This window comes from Paenibacillus polysaccharolyticus, assembly GCF_023714295.1.
GTDB classification, from domain to species: domain Bacteria; phylum Bacillota; class Bacilli; order Paenibacillales; family Paenibacillaceae; genus Paenibacillus; species Paenibacillus polysaccharolyticus_A.
The window spans coordinates 54,832-71,953 of sequence record NZ_JAMAUN010000010.1; the positions used below are offsets into that span (position 1 = coordinate 54,832).

Annotated in this window: 18 protein-coding genes and 1 pseudogene; all 19 read left to right on the forward strand. The window is 49.6% G+C overall.

The window, feature by feature from the left end; genetic code table 11:
• Positions 1-50 precede the first annotated feature (50 nt).
• The 19 genes and pseudogenes from M3629_RS21090 to nikC all read left to right on the forward strand — a co-directional run bounded on the left by M3629_RS21090 (position 51) and on the right by nikC (position 16,902).
• A complete protein-coding gene (locus M3629_RS21090; RefSeq protein WP_251509921.1) occupies positions 51-239 on the forward strand; it encodes a hypothetical protein in 189 nt (62 codons plus the stop codon).
• Positions 239-1,702 (forward strand): phage tail sheath subtilisin-like domain-containing protein, encoded by a 1,464-nt coding sequence (locus tag M3629_RS21095; RefSeq protein ID WP_251509922.1) that lies wholly within the window; start codon positions 239-241, stop codon positions 1,700-1,702. The genes M3629_RS21090 and M3629_RS21095 overlap by 1 nt, the downstream gene beginning before the upstream one ends.
• A 197-nt stretch (positions 1,703-1,899) precedes the next feature.
• A complete protein-coding gene (locus tag M3629_RS21100) occupies positions 1,900-2,307 on the forward strand; it encodes a phage tail tube protein (RefSeq protein ID WP_123063182.1) in 408 nt (135 codons plus the stop codon).
• 147 nt (positions 2,308-2,454) lie between these two features.
• The gene (locus M3629_RS21105; RefSeq protein ID WP_251509924.1) at positions 2,455-2,889 is read left to right on the forward strand and encodes a phage tail assembly chaperone; all 435 of its coding nucleotides are present in this window, start codon (positions 2,455-2,457) and stop codon (positions 2,887-2,889) included.
• 14 nt (positions 2,890-2,903) lie between these two features.
• Positions 2,904-3,047, forward strand: a complete 144-nt coding sequence (locus tag M3629_RS21110) for a hypothetical protein (protein ID WP_167433730.1) — start codon at positions 2,904-2,906, stop codon at positions 3,045-3,047.
• A gap of 35 nt (positions 3,048-3,082) precedes the next feature.
• Positions 3,083-4,861 carry a hypothetical protein gene (locus tag M3629_RS21115; protein WP_251509926.1) on the forward strand — a complete coding sequence of 593 codons (1,779 nt, stop codon included), beginning with the start codon at positions 3,083-3,085 and terminating at the stop codon, positions 4,859-4,861.
• Between the two features lie 56 nt (positions 4,862-4,917).
• A complete protein-coding gene (locus M3629_RS21120; protein ID WP_251510296.1) occupies positions 4,918-5,547 on the forward strand; it encodes a LysM peptidoglycan-binding domain-containing protein in 630 nt (209 codons plus the stop codon).
• Positions 5,544-6,533 (forward strand): XkdQ/YqbQ family protein, encoded by a 990-nt coding sequence (locus tag M3629_RS21125; RefSeq protein WP_251509927.1) that lies wholly within the window; start codon positions 5,544-5,546, stop codon positions 6,531-6,533. Before M3629_RS21120 ends, M3629_RS21125 begins: the two co-directional genes overlap by 4 nt.
• A complete protein-coding gene (locus M3629_RS21130; RefSeq protein ID WP_251509928.1) occupies positions 6,526-6,936 on the forward strand; it encodes a hypothetical protein in 411 nt (136 codons plus the stop codon). The genes M3629_RS21125 and M3629_RS21130 overlap by 8 nt, the downstream gene beginning before the upstream one ends.
• Positions 6,929-7,384 (forward strand): DUF2634 domain-containing protein, encoded by a 456-nt coding sequence (locus tag M3629_RS21135; RefSeq protein WP_251509929.1) that lies wholly within the window; start codon positions 6,929-6,931, stop codon positions 7,382-7,384. Before M3629_RS21130 ends, M3629_RS21135 begins: the two co-directional genes overlap by 8 nt.
• A gap of 4 nt (positions 7,385-7,388) precedes the next feature.
• Positions 7,389-8,528: a baseplate J/gp47 family protein gene (locus tag M3629_RS21140; RefSeq protein ID WP_251509930.1), complete on the forward strand. Its 1,140-nt coding sequence runs from the start codon at positions 7,389-7,391 to the stop codon at positions 8,526-8,528.
• A complete protein-coding gene (locus M3629_RS21145; protein WP_251509931.1) occupies positions 8,521-9,096 on the forward strand; it encodes a YmfQ family protein in 576 nt (191 codons plus the stop codon). The genes M3629_RS21140 and M3629_RS21145 overlap by 8 nt, the downstream gene beginning before the upstream one ends.
• On the forward strand, positions 9,096-10,226 hold the full coding sequence (locus tag M3629_RS21150) for a tail fiber protein (protein ID WP_251509933.1): 1,131 nt from the start codon (positions 9,096-9,098) through the stop codon (positions 10,224-10,226). The genes M3629_RS21145 and M3629_RS21150 overlap by 1 nt, the downstream gene beginning before the upstream one ends.
• Before the next feature lie 99 nt (positions 10,227-10,325).
• Positions 10,326-10,733 (forward strand): annotated as a pseudogene (locus M3629_RS21155) (phage holin family protein); the annotation flags it as partial.
• Positions 10,734-11,168: 435 nt separating this feature from the next.
• Positions 11,169-12,158 (forward strand): glycoside hydrolase family 25 protein, encoded by a 990-nt coding sequence (locus M3629_RS21160; protein WP_435368254.1) that lies wholly within the window; start codon positions 11,169-11,171, stop codon positions 12,156-12,158.
• 873 nt (positions 12,159-13,031) lie between these two features.
• On the forward strand, positions 13,032-14,681 hold the full coding sequence (locus M3629_RS21165) for an ABC transporter substrate-binding protein (protein ID WP_251510298.1): 1,650 nt from the start codon (positions 13,032-13,034) through the stop codon (positions 14,679-14,681).
• Positions 14,682-14,745: 64 nt separating this feature from the next.
• A complete protein-coding gene (locus tag M3629_RS28480) occupies positions 14,746-14,874 on the forward strand; it encodes a hypothetical protein (protein WP_285888963.1) in 129 nt (42 codons plus the stop codon).
• Positions 14,871-15,875, forward strand: coding sequence for an ABC transporter permease (locus M3629_RS21170; RefSeq protein ID WP_145411976.1), 1,005 nt, complete (start codon positions 14,871-14,873; stop codon positions 15,873-15,875). The genes M3629_RS28480 and M3629_RS21170 overlap by 4 nt, the downstream gene beginning before the upstream one ends.
• A 127-nt stretch (positions 15,876-16,002) precedes the next feature.
• Positions 16,003-16,902 carry a nickel transporter permease gene (gene nikC / locus M3629_RS21175; RefSeq protein WP_251509940.1) on the forward strand — a complete coding sequence of 300 codons (900 nt, stop codon included), beginning with the start codon at positions 16,003-16,005 and terminating at the stop codon, positions 16,900-16,902.
• The last annotated feature ends 220 nt before the right edge of the window (positions 16,903-17,122 follow it).

The window sequence follows — 17,122 nt, forward strand, 5'->3', positions numbered from 1 at the left end:
ATCGTGTCTTTAAAGCTAAATAACGAGGTGAGAAATACGTGGCAAGCTTTATGAAAAAAAAGTTACCGGATCCCCCGCGGTATACGCGGGCTGAACTGATGAATCATTCGGAAGCCCTCTTTGCCGTGAAGGCAGAGGTGCTGGTTGGTGCGCTGCACGAAGCGGCGCAGCAGACGTTTTCCATTGAAGAAGTGCAGGTAAGAATTAACCAATTTTTGAAAGCGAAGGTGAACCAATAATGGCAGGTGGAACTTGGGAACAAACAAATCGTCCGGTGCTTCCGGGTTTGTATATGAATTTTCAGGCGGCGGCCTCTTCAGCCATCCAGGCAGGTAGCCGTGGAACGGTCGTTGTGCCGGTGAAGGCTAACTGGGGTCCGGTAGGCACGTTTGTGGAAGTGGGCAGTGAAGCGGCAATTGAACGTACATTTGCGGCAAATGCACTGGATAACGGCACGGCATATGCGTCTTTGAAGCTGGCTTTGCTCGGCGGACCGAAGAAACTACTCGCTTATCGGGTGGCAAGTTCGGCAGCGAAAGCAGCTACGCTTACGTTAAAGGACGGAGGCGGTGCTGATGTGCTCCAGGTTGATGCAACGTACCCGGGCGACCGTGCGAATGGCTTCTATGTAACGATTCAGCCCGGTGTCATCGACAATACGAAGTTTGAAGTACGCCTTTTTGAAGGTAACCGGATGCTGTACGCGCTTTTGACGGCAGATGTCACGGCGGCGGCCCTTGCCAAAGAGATCAATGCTGATGAGCAAAACCTATGGATCAAGGCACAGGCGATCGGAGACGGAACAGGAGAGGTTGCTAACGTATCCGGGGCGGCTTTCCAAGGGGGCGTAAGTGGCAACGACGCAATCACGAATGCGGAATATATTGCTATGCAGGGTGCGCTGGAAGGCGAGCAGTTCGATGTTCTCGCTCTGGATCACGCTGCCGATGCGGCATTGCTTGCAAGCTTTGCGGCATGGGTGAAACGGGTGCGTAATGAGGGCAAGCCAGTCATGGCTGTCTTTGGCGGCTCCACAGCAGATGATACTTCTGCAACGGCGGCCCAAAAAGCAGCTGCACGTTCCTTTACGTTGAACCATGAAGGTGTAATTAATGTGGGTACGGGCGTACGTTTGGGCGATGCGTTCTATAGCTCCGCACAGACATCTGCTTATGTGGCAGGTCTCATTGCCGGACAGCGTTTGAATGAATCTACGACCTATGCAGCAACACCGTTCGATGATGTAACACGTCGCTGGACGCGTGCCGAACAGGAGCATGCTGTACAGAATGGCGTATTTATTTTCTTCCATGATGGACGTCGGGTTAAGGCACTTCGTGGTGTGAATACTCTTGTCACTCCTGCTGCCGGACAAAATAATGCGTGGAAAAAAATTCGTTCCATCCGGGTCATGGATGCGATTAATACGGATTTGCAGCGTTCGGCTGAGGATACGTACATCGGCAAGGTGAACAATACCGAAGAAGGTCGTCAGGCACTTATTGGTGCGATGAAGGCCTATTTGGCGTTGCTCGCACAGAGCAATGTTATCGAAGCGGAAGGGTATGATGTCGTTCTCGACCCAGCGTATTACGGTACTGCCCCAGTGTTGAAACCGGAGGCGGATCAGGTATTCCTGCAATGGAATGTGAAGCTGACGGATGTGATGGAGCAGCTGTTTGGTACGTTTTACGTGCAATAAGGAACGGGCTTGCACGCAGGCTGACAGATAGTATATAGATAGTTTCGCAAATGTAGAAAGATACGTTGAGTGGTTGGTTCACACGAATAACGGAAAGGACATAGCAGTTCTGGGGATGCGGCAATCGGAGGCATGTTGATGGCGTCGTTATGAGGTCTGGACCATAACCGCTCAACCATAATAAGGAGGAAATTTACATGTTGGATGCATCAAGAGTAATTCTCGGTACCCACGGTCAGTTGCATATGGATGGCGTGTGGCAGACTAATATTAACAAACTGGAGGCCAGCGTAGAGATTGAGAAGCGTGAGTTGAATCTGGTCGGCAACGAGTGGAAAGTTCACAAAAACGGAGCCAAAAAAGGAACAGGCACAATGACGGGTTACAAGGTGACGTCGGATATGATCAAGCGAGGGTTTACTAAATTTCAGATTATCTCCAAGCTGGATGACCCCGAATCATATGGTCACGAAAGCGTGCTGCTGAAAGGTTGTATGGTGGACAAAATTCAACTGGCCAACTGGACGGCGGGCGAGGAAGTGCCGGAAGAAACGGGCTTTACCTTTGAAGGATTCGAATTGCTGAATCCGATTGTGGCGAACTAAGTTTTGTGAACGGTATTGAGCTAGTTAACAACAGACAACGACATTGAAGCAGACCGAGTAGAGCTCGGTCTTTTTGGTGTCTTGAGATATAGGTTAGATGCGTTGCAACAGGTCAGAGAATAGATGAGAAAAAGGAGATTTTAACCGATGAGTATGAACGAGAATTTATCCGAGGAACAGATTTTGGATCAGTTGTTTGAAGCGGCGGAACGTCTGCCAGAAGAAAATGTACGTATCCAGCGTCTGGATCTGCTGCTCACCTTGCGTGGACTCACGTCTTCCAAAGTGGATCAGATTCGGGAACGTTGCACCATTCGCAAAACGACAAAGGGCCGCACCGAAGAAAAGGTGGATACCGAGACGTTTAATGCCCTACTGATCTCCGAAGCCACGGTAAAAATGACTGTACAGGGACTGGAGCTGTCTGGCTGGGGAGACAACCGTATCACAGGACGGATGAAATTGTCGGGTGGAGAACAGGCAGTGCGCCGGATGTTGCTGGCGGGCGAACTGGATGCGGTTGGTGACAAAGTGCTCGAACTGTCTGGATTCGGCGTGGAGATCGAAGACCTAAAAAACTGATTCACTCCGGCGGGATGACCACGTTCCTGTATCACATGTGGGTGCGTCATCATCTTCGTCCCGGAGAGTTCTGGTCTTTGCCGCGCGGGGAGCGCTCGTTGTTGCTCGCGTTCTCGGAAGAAGAGATGGCGGCGCTAAGTGCTCAAATGAATCGTTAAACACAAGTTAAACATAACAGGCAGGAGGTGAAAAAATGGCAGAGTTGATTATTGGGTTATCCCAGTCCAACACACAAATGAAGACGACGCTTCGTTACCTGGATCAGATTCAACGCTCTACGGATCGCTTAAACCGGGTTCGTTATCAAGGGCTGATTAAAGTAAACAATGAGCTGAGAACCACCGGACGCAGACTGGAAAATATCTATAGTACCGCTGTCCGCTTGAGCCGCTTGCGGATCACGCCGAGAATCGGATTGGATGATCAGCTAAGTCCGGCTTTGGACCGTGCGCTGATCAAACTGAACAGCTTCCGCAATCAGTTAGTGAAGGCTTCGGGAACGGTGTCGGTTGAGGTGAAGCAGAAGGTTGAAGTGGCGATGGGGAAAATGACCCCGGCAAGTGCCTCTTCCATGTCCGTTATGATTGGGAGCAACAATACCACCACCACGATTAATAATGTGGCTAAAGAAGAGGATAAGGCATGGTGGGAATATCTCGACACAGTATTAAACATTGCTAACAACCTAGGTGATTTATTTGAAAAGGGTATACAATTCAAAGAATGGTTGTCCGGTCTAAAAGATAAAAAGAATAAAGCTGCTAATCCCAGTGCAAGTACGGAAGCTGCAGAGGGTACAAGAAGAAATCGTCGCATTCGTTCCAGCTCCAGTGCAGGGGGAGAAACTTCTCGAAATTCATCTACTCGCAGAGTGGCCGGTGGAAGAGGACGAAGAGGTGGGGGTTCCAGAGTGTCGACTCCAGCATCTGTGCCGACTCCCAGTGTATCCGATCTTGTCACAGATACGTCAGACCGAACATTCCGAGAATCGTTGGATATGGACAGAAACCGAAACCGGAGAATGGGCGGCGGTAGAAGATCCAACCTGGTTTCTGGGATCATGTCCTCTTCACCAATGGGAATGTCGAATCTTTTTTCGGGAGATGGCATGTTAGGCAAGGTGGGTGGTGGCTTTGCCAAAGGGGCCAAAAGATTGCTCGGTCCAATCAGCATGCTTGCGGATGTGGCTAATATCGCCAATGCACCTGCCGAGGAAAGAGGCCGGGCTGTGGGGAATATGATCGGCGGCACGGCAGGTACGGCTATTGGTAGCGCCATTGGTAGTTTTATTTTGCCGGGGATCGGTACTGTTATTGGTGGTGCTGTTGGAGGTTGGGCTGGTGGTGAAGTGGGAGGCTGGATTGGAGATAAGGCGAAGGATATCGGTAGCTTTGTATCCAATGCATCGGAAGGTTTAGGCAACGCGTTATCTGGTGCTGCTGACTTCGTCTCTGAGAAAGCAAAGAGTCTCACTGAGGGATTTTCTAATTTCTTTGGTTTTGGATCGAAAAAAGAAGAACAGACTACTCCGCCTGCAACCGTTGCTTCAACCCCTTCTGTACCTGCAGCACCGCAAATGCCGCCAGCGTACAGGCCAGAATTTTTATCGATCACCGGACCCGAAGCCTATATGAACAATCGATTGGGCTCACCGACGGCTGCGGGTCTTATGGGAACAAGTGTGATGCAATCTCAAGCGATGGCGTTAAATCAAACGGGACAGCAGAGCGGTAAAGCATCGCCACTCACAGTAAGTATCTCCGAAGAACAGATGAGCAGTCTGGCAGGTTACCTTAAGGATTTCAAAACGGAAACGACCAACCAGATTTCGGTGAATGTTGCGCCGGGAACGGTACAGGTGACGGTCCGCGAGAACGCAATTGATTACGATGCTGTGACTCAACAGGTGGGGCAACGGATTGCAGGCGAGTTCCGCCGCGCGATGCAAAATCGCAAAACGATTATGGCCTAGGCAGAAAGGAGGCCGCAGATATGGCTGTACTTCAAGATGAGGTTCATGCAGCGAAAATGGAATTTACGTTGAAAGACGGCAGTACTTCGTTTCAATTCCCCGTGAATCCGGAAGAAGTCAACATTTCCAGATCCAAAGGATATGAAACGATTCATATGTTGGAGCATGGCGAGTTTGACTTTGCACAAGGGGAGAAGGTGAAGGAGATCACCTTCTCTTCTTTTTTTCCAAAAGAGTACGACGATTCCTATTGTACGGTGACGGACATTCCTGATCCACGCGTGGCGATGAATGTGCTGAACACCTTTATTATCTCCAAAAAACCACTGCGTTTCATCATCTCCGGAACCGGAGTGAATGTACCAGTATTTCTCATTTCGCTTAATTCGAGCTTTCGCGGCGGGGAAACGGGCGATATTTATTTCGACCTGACCCTGCGAACGTGGCGGGATTCCAAAGTGGAGAAGGTGGGTTCAAGCGCTGCTGCGAGCAAATCCGGTTCACGTACCGATCTGAAAAAAAGTAGCAAGACGTACACCGTCAAAGCCGGGGATTCCCTGTCCAAAATAGCCAAGCTTGAGCTTGGAAACAGTTCCAAATGGAACGAGATTTACAAGCTCAATTCCAAAATCATCGGCAGTGATCCGAACCGGATCAAACCGGGGCAAAAGCTGGTGATGCCATGACCTACAAGGTCATTGTCGATGACAAGTATGATATCACCAAGCTGGTCGAGACAATTACGCTGAAGGACTCGCTCGACCAGATCGCCTATCAGGCGAACATCCGCCTGGCCGTGTCTGCTTCTTCAGATCTGCCTGCGATTTCACCGGGCATGGCGGTGCGGATCAGCGGGGTTCCTTTTGGCGAAGAATCGATGGTCTACCTGCTCCACCCAGCGGTCATCTGGGAAGCGGAAAGCTCGAATAGTGGCACCAAGCGATTGTCGCTCACAGTCTACGATCGAATGATTTATCTTGAGAAATCAGAGGATGAATTCCTGTTTCCCAAGGATCAGACGGCAGTACAACGGCTCAAAGCTTACGCTAAGGAATGGAAAATTCCTCTGGCTACTCTGCCGGAGATGAAGACCAAGCTGGGTAAGGCGGTATATCGGTCGCAGACGATTTTTTCGATGATATTTGCCGACCTGAAAGAAACGGCCAAGTCCGGGGGAGATATGTATAATCCGCGGATGACGCCGGGTGGGTTGCAGTTGTTCAAGGTAGGCAGCAATACGAAGGTACATGCGCTGGATCGGCTAATCGATCTGACGCAGATGCGGACGCTGGAGGGTGCGGTTACGAAAGTAAAAGTCATGGCTGCGTCCGAGTCCGGTGGTAGCGGTAAAGAGGTACCTTCCAAAGTGCTGGCGATTGAGCAGAGCGATACAGAGCAGTTAGGCACATTACAGAAACTGGTTGAGGACGATCAGGTAAAAACAGCCGCCGCCGCAAAAAAACTGGCGAAAAGCAAGCTGACAGGCATCCAGGAGACGTTTACGATTTCGGCTCCGGACATCAATACGATCCGCGCTGGAGACGCGGTCACACTGAAAGGTTTGAAGCTGATCGTCATGTCGGTTAGCCGAGATTTGTCAGTTGGACCGGGTACAATGACGCTGGAGCTGGGCACGGCGGAGCTGGTGAAAAGGAGGGTTTACCTTGAATAAAGACGATCCGTACGGGCAGTTTGCCGATGTGATGCAGGGAGCAATGAGCACACATTCACGTCAGGCCGTGAGCGGTCTGGGTGCGGTGCTCGGTACGATCACGGCGTCCGGGGTGAAGCTGGACGACTTCAAGCACGAGGTGCAGGACTATCTCGTGGCCGAGTTGCCTGGGACATTGAATTTGCCGGAGCGCGAGCTTGCTGGCTCGATCTCCGGGATATCTGACGTGGCGGGCGGCGGTACGACGGGCACGGGACGGTTTCTTTTGCAAAAAGGGGAAGTGGAAGAGGCCGTCTGGGTTTTGGGCAAAGGGTTGAAAGCCGGGGATCGCGTGCTGGCGATGCGGGTGAATGGCGGAAACGATATTGTGGTGCTGTGTAAGGTGGTGAGCGCGAATGCCTAGTTTGTTTCCAGAAACGGGTATGGTCTGGGGAGATGAGGAGGACCTGTCGGGAGTGGCCTCGGAAGAGGTACGTTTTGGACGAAGCTGGCGCTATGACTACGATGCTGGTGATTTTGTGCTGACTCCCAGCGGCAAGGTGGCTACGGCAGATGCGCATGAAGCTTGGGTACAGTGGTGTATCAAGGCGGTGAAAACCCCGCGGTACAGACATGTGATCTACTCTCGGGACTACGGTTCGGAGCTGGAGGATCTGGTCGGTCAAGGGGATAGCCGCGGTGTGATGGAAAGTGAGATTGCCCGAATGGTGACGGAAACGCTGCTCGCTGATCCGCGTACGGATGCGGTGGACCAGTTTACATTTGATTGGGAACGGGAGCAGTGCGGGTTTACGTGCCGGGTGATGAGTGTGCAGGATGAGATGTTTATTCTGGAAAGCGAGGTGATCTGACGGGATGGCTGAGATTCCGCGTTATTTGGAGGACCAGACAGAGGAACAGATTATGCAGCGTATGCTGGATCGTCTGCCCGCGGATCTGGACAAGTCGGAAGGTTCGTTTCTATGGGATGCGGAGGCTCCCGTAGCCTTTATGTTATCCGAGGCGGCGCTTTGGGCACAGGAGCTGCTCCGGCGCGGATTTGCCAGTACAGCGGCGAGCGGTGATCCGAATTTTCGTTCGGAGGAGCTGGATTTGCGAGCGGGGGAACATGGCATTACGCGCCGGGCGGCTGTGGCAGCACAAGGCACCGTGAAATTCACGGGCACGCCGGGAAAAGTCGTGCCAGCAGGTACGGTTGTAGCTACGCTCGCAGATGAGGTATCCGGTGAATCATCGCTGGAATATGAAACGGTGGGCCGTGTGGAGCTGGATGAGGATGGTCTCGGAAGTGTAGGGGTACGTGCGCTCGTTGCTGGAAAAGAGAGCAATGTACCCGCAGGCACGTTAACCGTGCTGTCTACACCGGTAAGCGGCGTCACGTCTGTGGTGAACACGGACGTCATCAAGGGCGGCGCGGACATCGAGGCGGATACCGCGCTGCTGGAGCGCTTTTATGCCAAAGTCCGCAACCAGGGAACCAGCGGCAACAAGGCACAGTATGTGCAATGGGCCAGTGAAGTGCCAGGCGTCGGGGCTACACGGGTGATCCCGCTGTGGCAAGGGCCGGGTACCGTCGGGCTGTATCTGCTGGATACGGACAAGCGCGCTGCGGGATCTGATCTGGCGGCTGCGGTGCAAAAGTATGTTGACCCCACGCAAGATGGACAAGGCGAGGGCGTTGCCCCCGCTGGACCTGTGGTGACGGTGATGCCGGCAGAGGAAGTGCCGATGAACATCCAGGTGAAGCTGACCTTGGCAAGTGATGCTACGCTGGCAGATGTACGGGCATTAATCGAACGCGGGGTTACCGCATATTTGAAACAGCTTGCTTTTGCCGACCCACTCGTGCGTTACACGCGCATTGCCGCGATCCTGCTGGACATTCCGCCGATTATCGACTATTCGGAGCTGACCGTGAACGGCATAAGCGACCAGAATATCGAGATGACCGCCAGCCAAGTGGCTGTGCTTGGGACGGTGGATGTGCATGAGTAGTGTGGGACTGACAAGTGAGAAAGGGCGGGAGCTGTTCTCGTATTTGCCTCAGTATTATGAGACTTCACGTGTCATGCGGGCCGACATGCAGGCCAAAGGCACCGAGATGGATATGCTGTATCAGGCGCTGGACGAGACATTGGAGCAGTTTTTTGTCCGCACGGCTACGTGGGGTCTGGACTTCTGGGAGCAGGAGCTTGGCATTGAGACGAATCGTCTCAAACCTGTGGAACAGCGGCGCTCGGTCGTTGAAGCGAAGCTGCGCGGGGCAGGCAAATTTTCGGGTCGGCAAGTTGCCAATGTTGCTGAGGCGTATGCCGGAGGCAAGGTGAATGTCACGTTCCAGCCGGAAGGGTGGAGCTTTACGGTGAGTTTTGTAGATACGATGGGCATTCCGCCCAATATCGATGATCTGAAACGAGCCATTGATGAACTGAAACCGGCCCATATGGCCGTTGAATATAAATACCGTTATCTGGTCTGGGACGACCTGGACAAGAAGCAGAAAACGTGGGATGAACTTGATGCCGCGTCTCTGACGTGGAATGAACTGGAGGTGTGGGCGTAATGCCAAAAGATACAGATCGATTAAATCTACCCCTGCCTTTGGGGAATGAGAATGTGACCCGAGAGAGCATTAACAGGATTTTTGAAAAGATTGACGCAGGCGTTGCCACACAAGCGGATTTAGATACACTTCGTGAAGCCGTGAGCAAGATGGATATCCCCGATGCGTCCTTGACGCAAAAAGGGAAGGTGCAGTTATCGAACAAGACGGATGGCACGTCCGAGACGATGGCAGCGACGGAGAAGGCGGTAAGGGATGCAGCTACAGCAGCTGAAACAAATGCGAAAAATGCGAGTCTTCCGCGTGCGGGTGGTGATATTTCAGGTCCTCTTACGATTAGTTCGTGGGGAAGTATCTCGGCAGGTACATCTGGCTTTTTCTTGATGGGGCATAACTGTTATATCCACCCGACAAACAATAAGTATTATTATAAACAAACTCATTCTAACTTGGGTGCTAGAGGTATCATTTTTAGATTGGGACAGGCTGGCGTGTATACCTTTGAAACCGGACCGATCTCCACAGTGAAGGACACAGAGTTTACACCAACCTTAGTTAGAATGCCTACGCAATCGGAATTTGACACGCTTTTTCAATCTGTCAATGATGGTAAAAGGTTAATTGAGACAGCAATCATTGACAAAGGCGGGTCAGTCTCAAAAACTGAAAGTGCTGCCACATTTTCAGAATTGGCTACAGGAGTAAGGGAAATCTCTACGGGGATGAAGGTTTCAAGGTATACAGGGCTAAATGTTGTTCAGGACAGTAACAATTACGTTACTTACGCTGTTAATGACTTACCATTCAAGCCTCTTTTAGTCGAAGTATTTGTTACCAATATGGTAGCTTTTGGTGATGGGAACAATATATATAATCAAATAGATGCAGTTATGACCGCAGATGTGATTGATGGGGTACTAAAAACGAGGACAACAGTACAGTCACAAAACTATACTAAGAGTAACGGGTACTTCAACACACTTAACTTTTCATGGAGAACTAACAGTACAAAATTTACTCCTAATAGTGTGACAATAGCCTTAAGCGCAAGCAATTATACAAGCAATGGAAATACAAATTCTTATGTCAATAATTTTAGACTAAAGCAAGTGTTTATTTACGGTGTATAACTTGAGTTAATAATGATTTATACAGAAATATTGTAACCTTTACTAATTTCCAAAACTTATGATTCTGAGGGTATATACAAATCAAAAGGAGGTGAAGCCATGGACCGATGGGACACCCTATGGAAATGGGGAATTGCGCTGATGAGCAGCTCGGCAAACTACTTTTTCGGAGGTTGGTCAGGGGTGCTCGGCGTACTGCTAGTCTTTGTCATTCTCGATTACCTAACAGGTATCGCGGCGGCGGGAATGACGGGCAAGCTTGAAAGTAATGTTGGATTGTTTGGCATCGCACGCAAGGTATTTATATTTGCAATGGTATCGGTGGCTCATCTGGTGGACGGTGTTCTGGGAGACGGACATTTGTTCAGGGATGCGGTCGCCTTTTTTTATATGGCGAATGAGTTGTTATCCATTATTGAAAATGGGGGCAAACTGGGCGCTCCGATTCCGCCAGTCATTCGGCAGGCGATTCAAGTGCTCAAAGGAAAGGCGGGGGAAGATGCCTCATCTACTCCATTGCCGCATGCGCCTCCGTCGTTGGATCAACCCGAAAGTGAAAGAAGTTTTCCTCCAGAAAATGAACAATCCAAAGAGAAAGCCGCGGATCAAGAGGTTTCCGACGTTAAGAAAGGCACAGCGCAGCAATGAGAAAAGCACCCGTTATGGGTGCTTTCTTTACTTTTAGACATTACTCTAATTCATCTTTAATCCTTGATACGCTGTGATTTCGTGCGACTCAAGCTACATACTAGTCTACAGAATACTTTTAAGTTTGATAATAAGGTTGTAGTAGTATTTGAGCTGTTCCAAATAAGAGTTTTCTTTCATAAGGCTAGCTCGGTATTCTGATTCACATAACGTACAACATGGGACACGCACACAGGCAACATTTAACCCGTCCGCATTAACTATATACAAACGGCAATTAGCCGAATAAAGGGTGTGAGAAATTTGCAAAATAGAACCCCGGGCAACACGCAGGGCATTGATGTCTCCAGGTATCAGGGCAATATCGACTGGGCCAAGGTAAAGGCAAACGGCATGACCTTTGTGTTTATCAAAGCAACCGAAGGGCGGACTTATATTGATCCGAATTTTCAGAAAAATGTAAACGGTGCGCTTACGGCGGGCATGATGGTGGGAACCTATCATTTCTTCCGCGGAACAACTGTGGAGATTGCGAGGGCAGAAGCGGCACATTATGCCAATACGCTGAACCAGATCGGGGGAGCCAAGGCGCTACAGTTGCCACCGGTTATGGATTACGAGAACAATCCCGGCAATCTGAGCAAAGCCCAGATGAATACGGTAGCCAAAGCCTTTTTAACAGAATTGCAACGTCTTACAGGTGTAAAACCGATCATATATACAGGCAATTCATTTGCTAGCAATTTCGATGCTTCTTTGGGCTCCTACGATCTGTGGGTTGCGCGTTACAGCACGACACGTGTACCGGATGCTCAGCCGGCATGGAAGCGCTGGACGTTCTGGCAGTATACCGATTCAGGTAAGGTAAATGGCATTAGCGGCAATGTGGATATGAATGAATTCGAGGGAACAGCGGCGCAGCTTAGAGTGAGATATGCGGCGGCTACGCCGAACCCAAATCCTACGAATCCAACAGAGCCTTCCAATCCGACTAATCCGGGTAACCCGACCACACCTTCGAATCCGAATCCACCAACTGTACCACCGAAAGGGGGCGAACCGATGACAGCTGAAGAAAAAGCTGCGTTTGATGCACTGAAAGCGCAGGTTGATCGTTTGCAAGCGCGTCAGCAGATGGAGGTACCTGCCTGGGCGAAGGCTGCTGTAGATGCTGCTCTGGCCTATGATGCCAAAAATCCGCTGTTTAGTATTGATAACGGAGCGAGCTACGATTTTTATCGTTTTATTACCGTGATGCATCGCAGAGGTATGTTTAAAAAGTAAATACGATGGGTCTGATGTTAGATATAGAACAGATTTGAATGTGGAGAAAAAAGCAAGGAACATGGGCGATTATTGTCGAGCTGTGTTCCTTTTTTGTACATAATGTCACTAATTCTGACGCGTATAATATTGTTAAAACGTATGTCTGTAAAGTTCTTGTCTAATTGGTAAATGTGATGTAAAGTAAGTTACACGAAAATGTTTTTCACCACGATTTAATACACAAACCTCCTCATCATGACAAAACCATAACATGAAAAGTTATTGTAGTGTCGATCTGTTCTATTCTTTTTCTACTCGCAAATCGATTGAATTTATCTTACACCTCATGAAGACAATCTTGCGGAACAAAATGCTTATGGCGAATGTTTTGGGTCTTTGCGTCCACCCATTCAAGGGCAAATTTGCTGTTTCGAATTGACCTTGGTTCAAATACATGGTTCTCGCTAGCCCGGAATGCTAGAAGATGAATTGGCTAATACGCCAAATAACTAACTAATCCCCCTAGAAGAACTTGATGAACGTTGTTCCATCATTTTGTTTATTTTTGTAGCCCATTATTGTTAAAATCCCATCCTTTGTGCTCCAACGCTGGCGATCCGTTGATCTGGGCTTTTTTAATGGTTTTACATTTACGGTAGCCTCTCGCTCTGCTAATTTAACCCGTTGAAAAATTCTCAGCACTCTAAAACAGGTATCACAGGCATATAAAGCCTTTAATGATTGATACAAGAATTTAAAGATTATAACTAGGGATGATCTGATGACTAGCTGGCACCACCACATCATCGCACACACGGCCAGAGGTACCGTTTTTCGAGCGCAAGCATCACACACATTATGAGACAGGGGAAGGGTGTTGTACGTATGCGAATGAGAAAAAAATGGATGTCCGGTTTACTGACTTTGGCACTGAGTACCGTACTTGTGTTATCTGGTTGCTCCAGCAGCAAAGATGGCGGGGAAGGAACGCCGGCACCTGCGGAAGGTAATGAACCTCCTACAGAAGCGGCTGCCCAGGATACGATGATTATGGGACGCGGCGGAGATTCGGTTGCGCTTGATCCTTCGATCGTAACGGATGGGGAATCCCTCAAGATCGGGCATCAGGTATTTGATTCGCTCCTCGATTACAAAGAGGGTGGAACCGAAGTGGTTCCGGCGTTGGCCGAGAGCTGGGAAATTTCCGCGGACGGGCTGAAGTATGTATTTAAGCTGAAATCCGGGGTGAAGTTCCATGATGGAACTGACTTTAACGCGGATGCCGTAGTGTTTAATTTTAATCGCTGGAGCGATCCGGCAAGTGAATATAAATTCGAAGGTGATTCCTTCGACTATTATGATTCCATGTTTGGGCCAGATGGCGCGCGTGTGATCAAGGAAGTGAAGGCACTCGATGAATCGACGGTGGAGTTTACCCTGAACCAGCCACAAGCTCCTTTCCTGCAAAATATTGCGATGACTCCGTTTGGCATTGGCAGTCCGGCTGCCATCCAGGAGAAGAAAGAAAATTTTAAGAGTGAGCCTGTCGGCACCGGCCCATTTGTATTCAAAGAGTGGAAACGGAACGACTCCATCACGCTGGAGAAAAATGCAGACTACTGGAGGGAAGGATTTCCGAAGCTGAACAAGGTAATCGTGCGCTCCATTCCGGATAACACGGCTCGTTTCAATGCATTGCAAAATGGCGAGATCGATATTATGGAAGACCTGAATCCGGATGATCTGAGCATTCTGGAAAGCAATAGCGAGCTGCAGAAGATTGAACGTCCGCCGTTCAACGTGGCATATATCGGGTTTAATTTTAAGAAAAAACCGTTTGATAACGTGAAAGTCAGACAAGCCCTGAACCATGCCGTGAACAAACAGGCCATTATTGACGCGTTCTTTGCTGGACAGGCAGAGCCTGCGGTGAACCCGATGCCACCTACTCTATGGGGTTACAATGATGAGATCGAAGATTACGCGTATGATCTGGAAAAAGCAAAAGCGTTGCTGGCCGAAGCCGGCTTCCCTGACGGATTGCCTGATCCGGTAACATTTTACGCCATGCCGGTATCCCGTCCGTACATGCCTGATGGCAAGAAGGTAGCAGAAGCCATTCAGGCTGATTTTGAGAAAATCGGTGTCAAAACAACGATCGAATCTCCGGAGTGGGCGACCTATCTGGAAGATTCCAAAGCCGGGGAGAAGGACGACATATACATGCTCGGCTGGACAGGGGACAACGGTGATCCGGATAACTTCCTGTATACCCTTCTGGATAAAGACGCCATTCCAGGCAACAACCGTAGCTACTATGTAAATGAAGAGTTGCATTCCTTACTCACCAAAGCACAAACGGAGACGGATCAGGATAAACGTGCCGAGCTTTACAAACAGGCTCAGGTCATCATCAAGGAAGACGCTCCTTGGATTCCACTTGTGCATACCACACCGATTCTTGCCGGGAAAGCCAGCCTGAAGGGTTTTGTAACCTCTCCGCTGGGAACGGAATCGTATGTGGGGGCTTATTTCGAATAAAACTTTCGAGTGAAAATAAATGAAACGCAAGTGTTAAACCAAGTTATGCGCTGGCGGACATGCAATGCTTATTAGATTTTACATCCGGGTCGTGACGAGCCAAAGCATACGTGTTCGCCAGCGCTATTTCTATGATTTAGCCAAAGTTGAAATCAAGCAGATGAACCCTTTAGGGCAGGTGATCTGGAAGTGAACAGCTATATTGTCAAACGTGTGCTGGTACTGCTGCCCGTTTTGCTGGGCATGACGTTGATCGTTTTTTCCATCATCCATGCAATACCCGGTGATCCGGCCGAGACGATTCTGGGGCAAAAAGCAACGGAACAATCCAAGCAGGCTCTTCGGGATCAGCTGGGACTGGACAAACCCTGGTTCCAGCAATATTTCGCCTATCTAGGCGACTTGCTGAAAGGGGATCTGGGCACATCTATTCGTACCAAGGTACCTATTGCCCAGGAAATCGTGCCTTATCTGACAGCGACACTCGAACTTACGATGGCGAGTATGTTGTTTGCTGTCATTATTGGTGTGAATGCAGGGATTGTTAGTGCATGGAAGCATAACTCCTGGTTTGATTACTGCTGCATGGTGATTGCGCTTGTAGGGGTATCGATGCCCATTTTTTGGCTCGGGCTAATGGAGCAATGGCTGTTTGCCAACAAACTGCAATGGCTACCGTCCATTGGACGAATGAACGCACGTGATCCGGTAGAGGCAATTACGGGATTGTATGTGCTGGATACGATGCTTGCAGGACGCTGGGATCAGCTGTGGACGGTGACCAAACATCTGATTCTGCCAAGTGTAGCACTGGGTACCATCCCGATGGCTGTGATTGCGCGCATGACACGTTCCAGCATGCTGGAAGTGATGAGTTCAGATTATATTCGTACCGCCAAGGCGAAAGGGTTGGGGCCGTTTTTTGTCGTATACGGGCACGCGCTGAAAAATGCATTTATCCCCGTGTTGACTGTTATCGGCATTCAAACGGGGTCTCTGCTGGGTGGCGCCGTGCTGACGGAAACTATTTTTGCCTGGCCGGGTGTAGGGCGTTACATATATGAAGCGATTAGTTCACGGGACTATCCTGTGATTCAGAGCGGAATCCTGATCGTGGCTTTCTTTTTTGTATTGATTAATCTGATCGTAGATTTGCTCTATGCGGTGTTTGACCCAAGAATCAGTTACAAGTAGGAGGGACAGGATAGCAGATCAAAGCATCCTAAGATACAACGATAAAGTCCCAATGGTTGGTTTATTCTTCTGTGTAAACAATCCGTTTATCTCTTCCATTATCTAAGTTCAGCAAAGGAGAACCTGTATGGCCAAATTGTCGACCAATACCGGACGAACCGTTGACGCAGTCAGCGCGAGTAGATCGGGTCCTTGGCGTGAGGCGTGGAGGACGTTTCGGCGGAATCGGCTTGCGTTGGCAGGCTTGATCATTATTGTTTTTTTCATCGCATTAGCCTTCCTTGCCCCCTATATTGCGCCCTATGATTACAAAGAGCAGGTGCTACAAGACAGGCTTCAAGCTCCGTCGGCTGAGCACTGGTTCGGGACGGATGACTTGGGACGGGACGTATTTTCCCGTGTCATTCATGGCGCAAGAATATCGCTGTGGGTTGGATTTTTCTCCGTCATTGGGTCCATTGTCGCTGGAGCGCTGCTTGGACTGGTTGCGGGGTTTTATGGTAAATGGGCGGATATGCTGATCTCGCGTCTGTTTGATATTTTGCTGGCATTTCCAGGTATCTTGCTGGCGATCGCGATTGTCGCGATTCTAGGCCCTTCTTTGCAGAATGCATTGCTCGCCATTGCGATCGTGAATATTCCAACGTATGGACGGTTGGTGAGGTCGCGTGTACTTAGCTTGCGGCAGGAAGAGTTTATTACGTCGGCACGGACATTGGGAGCAGGGAACGGACGAATCTTGTTTCGACACATTTTACCAAACAGCCTTACGCCTCTTATTGTGCAAGGTACACTCGGAATCGGTACAGCGATTATCGAGGCAGCGGCGCTCGGATTTCTAGGTATGGGGGCGCAGCCGCCGGACCCGGAGTGGGGCAAGATGCTTTCGGATTCACGCCAGTATATCCAAAAGGCTCCGTGGACGCTCGTCTTTCCCGGTCTGTCCATTATGCTGACGGTGCTTGGCTTCAATCTGATGGGCGATGGCCTGCGTGATACTCTTGATCCAAAGATGGCGAAGAAATAGCCCATTTCACCCAGCCGTCCCGAATTTCAATTCGTGGCGGTTTTTGTTTTGCTGGAGCAAGTGCGTTACACTGGGAAGAGTGGTTGTCCATGCAGAAGTTTAATCGGTTTTTACAGAATGAAATCCATGATTTTGTTAAAATAACCGTCTTCGTATTGACACCCAATTTTCCCATATGTTATATAAAAAGAAGGGTTTAGCACTCTGAGTGTTTGAGTGC